The sequence below is a fragment of the Drancourtella sp. An12 genome (assembly GCF_002160935.1).
Taxonomy (GTDB): domain Bacteria; phylum Bacillota; class Clostridia; order Lachnospirales; family Lachnospiraceae; genus Sellimonas; species Sellimonas catena.
This window is the reverse complement of sequence record NZ_NFLO01000006.1, coordinates 96,977-109,408: the sequence shown is the minus strand read 5'-3', so window position 1 is coordinate 109,408 and position 12,432 is coordinate 96,977. Positions and strand designations below refer to the sequence as shown.

General features: G+C 46.1%; 13 protein-coding genes. 12 read left to right on the top strand and 1 reads right to left on the bottom strand.

Annotated features, from left to right (window positions below):
- Positions 1 to 9 precede the first annotated feature (9 nt).
- The 3 genes from coaE to B5E64_RS08245 are packed head-to-tail and all read left to right on the top strand — an operon-like array spanning position 10 to position 2,309.
- Complete coding sequence (gene coaE / locus B5E64_RS08255; protein ID WP_087168041.1) at positions 10 to 600, top strand: dephospho-CoA kinase; 591 nt, start codon at positions 10 to 12, stop codon at positions 598 to 600.
- A gap of 24 nt (positions 601 to 624) precedes the next feature.
- On the top strand, positions 625 to 1,422 hold the full coding sequence (locus tag B5E64_RS08250; RefSeq protein WP_087168040.1) for an MBL fold metallo-hydrolase: 798 nt from the start codon (positions 625 to 627) through the stop codon (positions 1,420 to 1,422).
- A 29-nt stretch (positions 1,423 to 1,451) separates the two neighbouring features.
- Positions 1,452 to 2,309, top strand: a complete 858-nt coding sequence (locus tag B5E64_RS08245; protein WP_087168039.1) for a DegV family protein — start codon at positions 1,452 to 1,454, stop codon at positions 2,307 to 2,309.
- Between the two features lie 81 nt (positions 2,310 to 2,390).
- Here the strand turns inward: B5E64_RS08245 and B5E64_RS08240 are convergent, their stop codons facing one another.
- A complete protein-coding gene (locus B5E64_RS08240) occupies positions 2,391 to 3,680 on the bottom strand; it encodes a nucleotidyltransferase (protein ID WP_087168038.1) in 1,290 nt (429 codons plus the stop codon).
- A gap of 89 nt (positions 3,681 to 3,769) precedes the next feature.
- Here B5E64_RS08240 and mgtE point away from each other — a divergent pair, with 89 nt between their 5' ends.
- The 9 genes from mgtE to grdF all read left to right on the top strand — a co-directional run bounded on the left by mgtE (position 3,770) and on the right by grdF (position 12,375).
- Positions 3,770 to 5,101: a magnesium transporter gene (gene mgtE, locus B5E64_RS08235; RefSeq protein ID WP_087168037.1), complete on the top strand. Its 1,332-nt coding sequence runs from the start codon at positions 3,770 to 3,772 to the stop codon at positions 5,099 to 5,101.
- A 113-nt stretch (positions 5,102 to 5,214) separates the two neighbouring features.
- Entirely contained in the window at positions 5,215 to 6,210 is a 996-nt protein-coding gene (gene pta, locus B5E64_RS08230; RefSeq protein ID WP_087168036.1) for a phosphate acetyltransferase, read from the top strand.
- Positions 6,211 to 6,227: 17 nt separating this feature from the next.
- Entirely contained in the window at positions 6,228 to 7,415 is a 1,188-nt protein-coding gene (locus B5E64_RS08225) for an acetate kinase (protein ID WP_087168035.1), read from the top strand.
- Positions 7,416 to 7,495: 80 nt separating this feature from the next.
- Positions 7,496 to 8,014 carry a DUF177 domain-containing protein gene (locus tag B5E64_RS08220; protein WP_087168034.1) on the top strand — a complete coding sequence of 173 codons (519 nt, stop codon included), beginning with the start codon at positions 7,496 to 7,498 and terminating at the stop codon, positions 8,012 to 8,014.
- A gap of 3 nt (positions 8,015 to 8,017) precedes the next feature.
- Complete coding sequence (rpmF, locus tag B5E64_RS08215; protein ID WP_087168033.1) at positions 8,018 to 8,200, top strand: 50S ribosomal protein L32; 183 nt, start codon at positions 8,018 to 8,020, stop codon at positions 8,198 to 8,200.
- Between the two features lie 231 nt (positions 8,201 to 8,431).
- Positions 8,432 to 8,821, top strand: coding sequence for a GrdX family protein (locus B5E64_RS08210; RefSeq protein ID WP_087168032.1), 390 nt, complete (start codon positions 8,432 to 8,434; stop codon positions 8,819 to 8,821).
- A gap of 12 nt (positions 8,822 to 8,833) precedes the next feature.
- Entirely contained in the window at positions 8,834 to 9,526 is a 693-nt protein-coding gene (locus B5E64_RS08205; RefSeq protein WP_087168031.1) for a TetR/AcrR family transcriptional regulator, read from the top strand.
- Positions 9,527 to 9,744: 218 nt separating this feature from the next.
- Entirely contained in the window at positions 9,745 to 11,031 is a 1,287-nt protein-coding gene (gene grdG, locus B5E64_RS08200; RefSeq protein WP_087168030.1) for a sarcosine reductase complex component B subunit alpha, read from the top strand.
- A gap of 21 nt (positions 11,032 to 11,052) precedes the next feature.
- The gene (grdF, locus tag B5E64_RS08195; protein ID WP_087168029.1) at positions 11,053 to 12,375 is read left to right on the top strand and encodes a sarcosine reductase complex component B subunit beta; all 1,323 of its coding nucleotides are present in this window, start codon (positions 11,053 to 11,055) and stop codon (positions 12,373 to 12,375) included.
- Positions 12,376 to 12,432 lie beyond the last annotated feature (57 nt).

Sequence of the window (12,432 nt, the reverse complement as noted above, 5' to 3'; positions counted from 1 at the left end):
GGAATTCAGATGAAAACAATAGGAATAACAGGAGGAGTCGGGGCCGGAAAAAGCACGGTCCTCGGCTTCCTGGAGACAGACTTTCAGGCAGTTGTCTGCGAAGCGGACAAGGTGGCGCATAAGCTTCAGGAGCCTGGAGAGGTCTGCTATGAGGAAATTATAGAGAAGTTTGGATGCGGAATTCTTGACGGGGATGGAAAGATTGACCGGAAAAAGCTGGGAAACATTGTGTTTGCTGATGAAAAAAAGCTTCAAAGGCTGAACCGGATTGTACACCCCCGGGTCAAGGAATACATCCGAAAGAAAAAAGAGGAAGAAAAAGAGGCTGGTACGCGGATTTTTGTCGTCGAGGCAGCGCTTCTGATCGAGGATCACTATGAGGAGATCTGTGATGAATTCTGGTATATCCATACGCCGGATGAAGTCCGCAGAAAGCGGCTGAAAGAAAGCCGGGGATATACGGACGAAAGGATAGACGGAATCATGAAGAACCAGAAATCGGAAAAACAGTTCCGGAACGCATGCAGCGTAGTGATTGAAAACGGAGAGGATTTTAAAGAGACTTGCATCCAGATCAAAGAAGCGTTAGAATCGTACTAGAAACTTTGAAGGAGAAAGGAAAACATGAGAATTTGCAGTATAGCCAGCGGAAGCAGCGGAAACTGTATTTATGTAGGAGATGAACATACACACGTGCTGGTCGATACCGGGATCAGCAAGAAGCGGATCGAGGAAGGACTGAAGGATCTGGATGTGAAAGGGGACGAGCTGGACGGGATTTTTATTACCCATGAGCACGCCGACCATATTCAGGGGCTTGGAGTTTTCAGCAGAAAGTACGGCATTCCGATCTACGCCACAAAAGGAACGATCGAAGGAATCCAGAATTATAAAAGTCTTGGGAAAATGCCGGAGGGACTGCTCCATGAGATTCGCGCGGATGAGCCGTTTACTTTAAAAGAGCTGACAATCCGGCCATTTCGGATTTCACACGATGCAAATGAACCGACAGGATACCGCTTCGAAAATGGAAAGAAAGCGGCCGCTGTTGCGACAGATCTGGGGATCTATGATGATTATACTGTGGAGAATCTGAAAAATCTGGACGCGGTTCTTCTGGAGGCCAATCATGACATACATATGCTGGAAGTCGGTGTCTACCCGTATTACCTGAAACAGCGGGTGATGGGAAACCGGGGACATCTTTCCAATGAATCTTCCGGCAGACTGCTGTGCGACATCCTGCACGATGATCTGAAATGCGTGATGCTTGGACATCTGAGCAAGGAGAATAATTATGCCGAGCTGGCCTATGAAACAGTGAAACTGGAAGTCACTCTCGGGGATAATCCATACAAAGGAGAGGACATTCCGATTATGGTTGCCAAAAGAGACACCAGATCGGATATCATTACCGTATAGGAAGAAAACAAAGAAAAGGAGAGGATGGTATGAGTCGTGTTGCCGTTTTGACGGACAGCAACAGTGGAATTACACAGGCAGAAGGGAAGGAACTTGGAATCGGAATCCTTCCGATGCCGTTTTTTATCGATGGGGAAGAATATTTTGAGGAAATTACCTTATCCCAGGAAGAATTTTACGAGCGCCTGAAAGCAAATCATGATATTAAAACTTCCCAGCCTGCGCCGGGGGATGTCATGGGATTGTGGGACAAATATCTGGAAGAGTACGATGAAATTGTCTATATTCCGATGTCCAGCGGGCTGAGCAGTTCCTGCGAGACTGCCATGATGCTGGCGGATGATTATGACGGACGTGTGCAGGTAGTCAACAACCAGAGGATTTCCGTGACGCAGCGGCAGTCTGTCAAGGACGCCATCTGGCTTGCATCCGAAGGAAAATCCGCAGCCGGGATCCGGGAAATTCTGGAAAAAAACAAATTTGAATCCAGTATTTACATTACTGTGGACACGCTGAAATATCTGAAAAAGGGCGGAAGAATCACACCGGCCGCTGCAGCAATCGGAACAGTCCTGAATCTGAAACCGGTTCTGCAGATCCAGGGAGAAAAGCTGGATGCCTATGCCAAGGTCAGAGGATGGAAACAGGCGAAGAAGACAATGCTCGATGCCATGGAAAAAGACCTGCTTCACCGTTTTGGAAATCAGCCGGTACACCTCGAAGCAGCATACACCTGCTCTGATGAGGAAGCGCAGAAGTGGAAAGAAGAGATTGAGGACAGATTCCCTCAGTATAAAGTGGAGATGGACCGCCTTTCCTTAAGTGTTGCCTGCCACATTGGACCGGGGGCGATGGCCATTGCATGTTCCAAAGTGATTACACTTTAAAATCAGAAAAAGACTCTCTTTTGAGACGGAAGATGAAAAGAAATCATCTACGCTCCCAAAGAGAGTCTCTTTTTTATACGACTATACAATCACAAGCGGATGACTGTATTCATTGCAGAACGGAGTTTTAAATTTGTTGCTGATGACAGATTCATACAGGTTGGATGCAAAAATATCCAGATGAAGCATCTGTTCGCCGCGTTCAGACAGTGCGTCCATATCGCTGAGTTTGGGAATCAGCGGAACTGACGAACGATTTTTGATCAGGGAAAGGACTTCCCTGTCTTTCCGTACGAATCCAAGCATTCTGGCATAATGAACCATCCGGTCTTCTCTTAACTGTTCAAAGAGGGAGGAACGGATTCCGAGGATGACGTGCAGAAGCGCCCGGCTGATCCTGGAATACGTCACTTCTTTTGTCTTTAACAGGTCGCAGAACTGGTCAAAATTCTGAAAGTCATTCAGATGTTTCATGATCCGGTTGGCAAGCTCTTCGGAAATATCGGCATAGCGGGTCAGGGTTCCGCGGCTTTCCTGCATCAGCTGGTATTTGACGAGCAATGAAAAATCATTGCTGTATACCGGATAGCGGATCAGGTGGGTCCGCTCAAGCAGGGAGACACATTCCGGCGGCACATGGTCTTCCAGTCTTGTCAGAACAGAGGAAAGCTTTGGCTCATCGTAAGGAGTATCCATGTCTGTCCGAAGGGAACTGCCGGAGAACAAAAGAAGTTTCCGAATAGCGGTAGCGGAGCTGAAACCGCCGTCCGTCTCCAGTGTGTCCGCATGATACCGGGAATCTTTCCGAAGAATCGTATAGGGCCGTATGGAACTTTTTAGACGGATCAAAGCCTTGATGTACTCCACCCCAAGCGTATTATTCGGACTGGAAAGAATCCGGGAAAGGGATCTGTCCTGCAGATAATCGGTCAATGCCTTTTCTCTGGCGAGAGGAAACGCAAACCCCTCTTTTAAGTAAGAACGCAGAATTGTGCGGTACTCTTCAGGCTCATCCGCAAGTACCCGCGCAATCCGGGTTAAAGAATCAATCTCTCCGCATTCGCTTCCAAAACAAAGGGAATCAACACAGCCCAGACTGTCCAGAAGCGCAACGGCACCCTGTGCAAAATACTCGGCGCTCCCGGTGGAAAAGCAGACCGGAAGCTCCAGAACAAGGGATGCCCCGGATTTCAGAGCCACTTTAGCCCTGAGATGTTTGGGCATGATGGCAGGAGCGCCTCTTTGTACAAAATTTCCGCTCATGACGACGATCACAGCGTCTGCTCCGGTCACTTCTTTTGACTTCTGTATATGATATTCGTGCCCATTGTGAAATGGATTGTATTCTGTAATTAAACCAACTATTTTCATAATTTTCTTGTAATATCCTCCTTGTTGTGATTATACTATAAAAGGAATCCGCTTGCAAAATAATATGGCGGCAGGAAAGGAGGATACACATGAACGAAACAAATCTGCTGGAGCTTTTGGATGAACGAAAATTTAAAGAACTGAAAGAAGAACTTGGAAATATGTATCCTGTCGATATTGCCGCACTGCTGGAGGAGGTAGATGAAAGGCAGATTGTTCTGATTTTCCGTCTCCTCGGCAAGGAAGAAGCGGCAGAGACCTTTACCTATATGAGCAGCGAGACAAGAGAATTCCTGATTAATGCGCTGACGGATTCCGAGCTGGAAGAAGTCATGGATGAGATGTACCTTGATGATACAGTCGACGTCCTGGAAGAAATGCCTGCCAATGTGGTAGACAGGCTTCTGATGGCGACTGATGAAGAGACGAGAAAGCAGATCAACGCGCTTTTGCAGTATCCGGAGGACAGTGCCGGAAGTGTCATGAATATCGACTACGTCAGTTTCCGGAAAGAAATGACGGTAGAAGAGGCGATTTTGAAGATCCGCCAGGTCGGTATTAACCGGGAGACGATTTATACCTGTTACGTGACAGAAAAGAAGAAGCTGATCGGATGGGTGGATATCAAAGATCTTCTGACATCCAGTGAAAGTAAGACGATTGAAGAGATTATGGATACGAACGTCCTTTACGCGCATACCCATGATGATCAGGAAGACGTAGCCAGTATGATCCGGAAGTACGGTCTTGTGGCAATCCCGATTGTGGATAACGAGATGTGCATGGTCGGTATCGTTACCGTTGACGACGCGATGATTGTCCTGCAGGAAGAAGCAACGGAAGATATCAGTATGATGGCCGGTGTCAGTCCGAACGATGACTCGTACTTCGGAACGAGCGTCTGGCGCCACGCCCTTTCCCGTATCCCGTGGCTGCTGTTTTTAATGCTTTCTGCGACGGCAAGCGGACTTTTGCTTGCCTACTATGAAAATGCCATGTCAGCCATGCCGATTCTGATTACGCTGATTCCGATGCTGATGGGAACGGGCGGAAACTGCGGCTCTCAGAGCTCCACATTGATGATCCGCGGACTTGCGGTCGGGGAAATCCGTTTTAAAGATATTTTCCGGGTGATTTTCAAAGAACTCCGGATTGCATTGATTGTCGGCGCGGTCCTTTCTGTCGCGAATGGAATCAGGATTTATATTATGTATAATGATATCAAGCTTGGTATCGTGATCGGTGTGACGATCATAGCCATTGTCTGTATGGCAAAAGTGGTGGGATGTACCCTGCCGCTGATCGCAAAGAGAATCGGACTGGATCCGGCTCTCATGGCGACACCTTTGATCTCCACGCTTCTTGACACAGGGACAATCCTTGTTTATTTTGCGATTGTCACAATGATGTTTGAATTATAAACGCTTAAAAAGGGAAATTGTACTAAAAAAGAGACAGATTATCTCTTGTATACAATTTCCCTTTACGTTATAATAGTGATATCTGAGAATATATGGAAAGGAGTCATTAAATCATGGGATTTATTGATGAAATCAAGGCAAAGGCCAAAGCAGATCTCAAGACAATTGTACTTCCGGAGACAGAAGATGCCCGGACCTATGAGGCTGCCGAGGCAATTTTAAAAGAGGGGACAGCCAGACTGGTTCTGATCGGAAGTGAAGAAGAAATCGCGAAGAATAAGGGAAGCTTCGATATCAGCGGTGCACAGATTGTAGATCCGGCAAAGAGTGAAAAGACAGAGAGCTATATTGCAAAGCTGGTGGAATTAAGACAGAAAAAAGGTATGACTGAGGAACAGGCAAGAGAGCTTCTTCTGACCAACTATCCATATTACGGAGTAATGATGGTAAAGATGGGCGACGCAGACGGAATGGTTTCCGGAGCATGCCATTCTACAGCTGACACACTTCGTCCGTGTCTGCAGATTCTCAAGACGAAACCTGGAACAAAGCTTGTATCCGCATTCTTTATCATGGTAGTACCGGACTGTGATATGGGAGAAAACGGAACATTTGTATTCGGTGACTGCGGTCTGAATCAGAATCCGACACCGGAAGAGCTTGCAGCAATCGCAATTTCCTCCGCAGAGAGCTTCAAACAGCTTGTAGGAGCAGAGCCGAGAGTGGCAATGCTTTCTCATTCCTCAAAGGGAAGTGCAAAGCATGATGATGTCACAAAAGTAGTAGAGGCGGTTAAGATCGCGAAAGAACAGGCTCCGGATCTGATGCTGGATGGAGAACTTCAGTTAGACGCGGCGATCGTTCCTTCCGTAGGAGCTTCAAAAGCTCCGGACAGCCCGGTTGCAGGAAAGGCAAATGTCCTGATCTTCCCTGACCTGGATGCAGGAAATATCGGTTATAAGTTAGTGCAGAGACTGGCAAAGGCAGAAGCATACGGACCAATGACTCAGGGAATCGCGGCTCCTGTAAATGACCTTTCCAGAGGATGCAGCGCCAAAGATATCGAAGGTGTTGTTGCAATTACAGCAGTGCAGTGCCAGTCAAAATAGAAAGGAAGAAAAGAAAAATGAAAATTTTAGTTATTAACTGCGGAAGCTCTTCATTAAAATACCAGCTCATCGATATGGAAAATGAGAGTGTTCTTGCAAAAGGACTTTGCGAGAGAATCGGGATCGACGGATCCAAACTGACACACAAACCGACAGGAAAAGAAAACTACAGTGTAGAGACTCCGATGGAAGACCACAAAGTGGCTGTACAGCTTGTGCTGGACGCTCTGATGGACAAAGAACACGGTGTTATCGAAAGCACAGATGATATCACAGCAATCGGACACCGCGTACTGCATGCCGGAACGATCTACAGCGACGCAACTTTGATCAACGATGATGTTAAGAAAGTTATCCGTGACTGCTTCGACCTTGGACCGCTCCACAATCCGGCAAACCTGATCGGAATCGAAGCATGTGAAGCAGCAATGCCGGGCAAACCGAACGTTGCAGTATTCGATACCGCTTTCGGTATGAAGATCCCGGAAAAAGCGGCAATGTACGCAATTCCATATGAATATTATGAGAAATACAGCATCAGAAGATACGGTTTCCATGGTACAAGCCATATGTTCGTATCCGGCGAGACACTGAAATGCCTCGGAAAAGACGATGCAAAAGTAATCGTATGCCACCTTGGAAACGGAGCCAGCATCTCAGCTTCCATCGGCGGAAAATGCGTTGATACAAGTATGGGTCTGACACCCCTTGAAGGACTGATCATGGGAACAAGAAGCGGTGACCTTGATCCGGCTGTCCTGCAGTTTATCTGCAACCATGAGAATATCGATATCAACGAAATGCTCAACATCCTGAACAAGAAATCCGGTGTTCTCGGAATGAGCGGTGTATCTTCCGATTTCCGTGATGTAAGAGCAGCAGCAGACGAAGGAAATGAACGTGCGATCATGGCACTTGACGCTTACAGATACCGTGTGGCAAAATATATCGGTTCCTACACAGCTGCAATGAACGGTGTAGATGCAATCACATTTACTGCAGGTGTAGGCGAAAACGATACTCAGATGAGAGAAGAAATCTGTGAATACCTTGGATACCTTGGTGTGAAGATTGATAAAGAAAAGAACGCTCAGGCGCGCGGAGTGGCATCCGAGATTTCTACGGAAGACTCCAAAGTCAAAGTATATGTCATCCCGACAAACGAAGAGCTTGCGATTGCACGTGAGACAAAAGCACTGGTTTAATCTCCTCAGACAGTAAAAAAACTGTTGACAAAATGAAATGACATGATATAATAGTCAAGGTATGAATAGGAGCAATGAATATGCTGTTAAACCTATCCGATGTACTGTCCGAACAGCACAAACCGATTGATGCCGTCCTTCCGCTTGAGATGGAGGCGATGAAACTGCCAGGCGGTCCTTTCCCTCTTGTGGAGAAGAGCAGCGTGCAGATTCATATTGAGCATGTAAAAGGAAAAGAGATTTCTGTCTCCGGTTCCTGCAGTCTGACTGCAGTGATTCCGTGCGACCGTTGTCTCAGTCCGGTGAAAGTTCCGATGGAGATTTCTTTTGAGAGACATGCCGTTGTCGGTGGAGAGACTGCAGAGACAGACGAAGAATCAGATTATATTGACGGATATCATCTTGACGTCGACAAATTACTCTATTATGAGATTTTGATAGGATGGCCGACAAAAACCCTGTGCAGGGAAGACTGCAAAGGACTTTGCAGTGTATGTGGTCAGAACCTAAACGAGGGTACCTGCGATTGTGAAGATCCGGGTCTTGATCCAAGAATGTCAGTTATCCGCGATCTGTTTAAGAATTTTAAGGAGGTGTAACCGATGTCAATTTGTCCAAAGAATAAAACTTCTAAAGCAAGACGCGACAAGAGAAGAGCAAACTGGAAAATGAGCGCTCCGAATCTTGTAAAATGCAGCAAATGCGGCGCACTTATGATGCCTCACAGAGTTTGCAAAGCTTGCGGAAGCTATAACAAGAAAGAAATCATTTCCGTAGAAGACTAATGGAAATACCGAAAAACGGGGATTTGCAAATATGCAGATCCCTTTTTTCATGCCGGCTTACGTTACTGTTCACACCGAACCGCCGCCCGCATGCGCACTCATCGCGCTGACGCGTTCCCGAGACGGTGTGAACAGTAACCAATTTACCACAAATTTGCAGCAATTTATGGAGAAAAATTAAGAACTGTGTTAAGATGAAAAGAAACCAATCAGAAAAGAGGCTGAGATACGATGTGGAATTTGGAGAAAGTAACTCTGGTGACGAACAACGATAGAGTGTACCGAAAATATAAAGATGACATGGAAGTCGTTCTTCTGGGATCATACAGGGACGTACTGATCAAGGTGAGAGATCTTGTGTATGACCGGCATATCCTTCTGACCCACCCGCAGGCATCGAGCCTGAAGCCGAACCAGACACCGTTTCGTTCGGTTATGGTATACCCGAAAGGGGAGGAGGACAATACGAAAGACATCATGTTGATTGAAAAATGTATTGAGACCTTTGAACAGTGGCAGGAGATTGCCCCGACGCCGGACCATTACCAGAAAAATGTAGAAGAAGATTTTAAAACCATCGACCTTTCGGTAATCGAAAATATCGTTCCGAGGCTGATGTAAGGATAATAGTATATGAAGAGGAATGAAAAGTACTTTAAAGGGCTGACAAGAAGGGATTATATTGCAAAGGCAAATGAAATTATTCATCGGGAAGGAATCAGTGCGGTGACGATCCGCCGTATCGCAAAAGAGATGGACTGTTCCACCGCAAGCTTGTACCGCTATTTTGACAGCAGGGACGAACTGCTCTACTATGCGGAGCTTGGGGAGCTGAACTATTATATCCAGCGTCTGAACGCGGCGGAGAAGCACTGGAAAAATGTGTGGGATATCTATGTTGGGGTATGGTACTGCTATTCCATGGAGGCATTCCGGAAGCCTGAGGCATATAATCTTCTCTTTTTCGAAAATAACAATAACAAGCTGCGTGTTTCCATCAGAGAGTATTATAAGATGTTTCCGGAAAACCTGATGCTCTCCAACAGGGTCTTCCACGAGATGCTTCAGACAGGGGACTTCATGGGGCGTGATTTTGAAATGTGCAGAAAGTGTATCCGTTCCAATGCGATTGGATACGATAATGCGGTATCGTTGAACCGGATGGTCTGCCTTCTGTTCAAAGGATATTTCAAGACGGTCTGTGACGATGGAATTGAGGAAAAGGATGTAAACGGAAGGGTAAGACTCTTTATTCGTGATATTGAAAAGCTGGTTCGAATGTTTGCGAAAGACTTGAAAGGATATAAGGAATATCAAATTCAATAAGAGGCGTCTTCAGACGGGAAAACTGTCTGAAGGCGTCTTTTTTTGGTGGAAATGCTGAACTTATAGAACTTATCGAAAAAATGTATAGAAAGATTGAATAAAAAACTTGATAATTGTAAGACAAAATCATATAATAGGGATAAAGAACAAGAAAAAAGATAACAAAGTTTTTTTTTGACTTAAAGTTATCGCGATTACAAAGAAGGAGGGATTTACCTATGAAATTGGAATTAGGGAAGATTAAGATCGACGATATCCAATTTGCAGAAAAGACATATGTGAAAGACCATGTGCTCTATGTCAATAAGGAAGAAGTGGAAGCGCTTGTTCTGGAAGATGACAAATTGATCGGCTGCAGCCTTGACATCGCCCGTCCGGGTGACAGCACACGTATTACACCGGTGAAGGATGTAATCGAACCTAGAGTAAAAGTATCAGGCGGAGAGATTTTCCCTGGAGTTGTAGGGAAAGTAACACCGACAGTAGGCGAGGGAAGAACACATGCGCTGGACGGATGCTGCGTAGTTACCGTTGGACGGATTGTTGGTTTCCAGGAAGGTGTTATCGACATGAGCGGACCGGCAGCAGATTACTGTCCGTTTTCCAAGACTGTAAATCTCTGTGTTGTAATCGAACCTCAGGAAGGGCTTGAGACCCACGTATATGAAAAAGCGGGAAGAATGGCAGGACTGAAAGTTGCAGCTTACCTTGGAGAAGCAGGAAGAAACATTGAACCGGATACACTGGAAACATATGAGACGAAGCCGATTTTTGAGCAGGCCGCAATGTATCCTGATCTTCCGAAAGTAGGATATATCCACATGCTTCAGTCACAGGGACTCCTCCACGATACATATTACTATGGAGTTGACGCAAAACAGTTCGTACCGACATTCATGTATCCGACAGAGATCATGGACGGCGCGATCGTATCCGGAAACTGTGTAGCTCCGTGTGACAAGGTTACGACCTATCACCACTTCCACAACCCGGTTATCGAGGACTGCTATAAGCATCACGGAAAAGACATCAACTTTATGGGTGTCATCCTTACGAATGAAAACGTATTCCTTGCTGATAAAGAGAGACATTCTGACATGGTTGCAAAACTGGCAGAATGGATGGGACTTGATGGCGTACTGATCACAGAGGAAGGATACGGAAATCCGGATACCGACCTGATGATGAACTGCCGTAAAGTAGAACGCAAAGGCGTGAAAGTAGTTCTGATCACAGACGAATTCCCGGGAAAAGACGGAAAATCCCAGTCTCTGGCAGATACATGCGATGAGGCGGATGCACTTTCCTCCTGTGGACAGGGAAATGCGACATTACAGTTCCCGGCTATGGACAAAGTGATCGGTACTATGGATTACATCGAAAGCCAGATCGGCGGATGGGCAGGATGTGTCAATGAAGACGGTTCCTTTGAGGCAGAGCTTCAGATCATCATTGCATCTACGATCGCAAACGGCTTTAACCACCTTGCAGCAAGGGGATATTAAGATTTGGAAGGAGGATCCAAAATGGCAAAATATAAAATTGTTCATTATATTAACCAGTTCTTTGCCGGTATCGGCGGTGAGGAAAAGGCAGATTACAAACCGGAAGTAAGAGAAGAGGCTCTTGGACCAGGAGCAGCTCTTGCACAGGCTCTTGGTGAAGATTATGAAATCGTAGCTACAGTAATCTGCGGTGACAACTATTTCGGAGAAAATCTGGATGAAGCAACCGATACGATTATCGACATGGTAAAGAAATATGAACCGGACGTATTCTTTGCAGGACCGGCATTCAACGCAGGACGTTACGGCGTTGCATGTGGAACGATCTGTAAAGCAGTGGAAGAAAGACTCGGTATTCCGGTGCTGACAGCAGCCTATGAGGAGAACCCTGGTGTTGATATGTTCCGCAAGGACGTGATCACAGTAAAGACAGGAAACTCCGCAGCTACAATGAGAAAAGTACTTCCGTCCATCGTAAATCTGATCAAGAAGATGGCAACAGGCGAAGAGATTCTTGGACCGAATGAAGAAAATTATCACGAAAGAGGAATCCGTGTCAACTACTTCGCGGAAGAAAGAGGATCCGAACGTGCCATCAAGATGCTTGTAAAGAAGATGAAAGGCGAGCCATTTGAGACAGACCTTCCGATGCCGAAATTTGACAGGGTACCGCCTGCACCGGCAATCAAGGATATCAAACATGCGAAGATCGCGGTTGTTACTTCCGGTGGTGTTGTTCCGGTTGGAAACCCGGATCATATCGAATCTTCCAACGCAACGAAGTTCGGAATCTACTCCATCGAAGGAAAAGATTCTATGAGCCCGGAAGAGTTTACAACAATCCATGGTGGATATGACCGTCAGTTCGTTATGGCAAATCCGAACCTGGTAGTTCCGCTTGATGTACTTCGTGAAATGGAAAGAGACGGAGAGTTCGGTGAACTCGTAAACTTCTTCTGTACAACAACAGGTACAGGAACTGCGACAGGATCTGCAGCAAAATTTGGTGATGAGATCGGTAAGATCCTCACAGAACAGGAGCATGTTGACGGGGTTATCCTCGTCAGCACATGAGGTACCTGTACTCGTTGCGGTGCAACGATGGTTAAAGGAATCGAAAAATATGGGGTTCCGGTAGTACATATGGCAACGGTAGTTCCGATTTCCCTTACAATCGGCGCCAACAGAATTATCCCAGGTGTTGGTATTCCGTATCCGCTTGGTGATCCAACACAGGGCGAAGTGGATTCCAAGAAGATCCGTAAGAGAATGGTACGCCGGGCGCTCAAAGCACTTCAGACTGAAGTAACCGAGCAGACCGTATTTGAAAAAGACAATTTCTAAAGAAAGATAACTAAAAAATAATAACAGAATCCGGGTACAGTACAGATCTGTACTGTA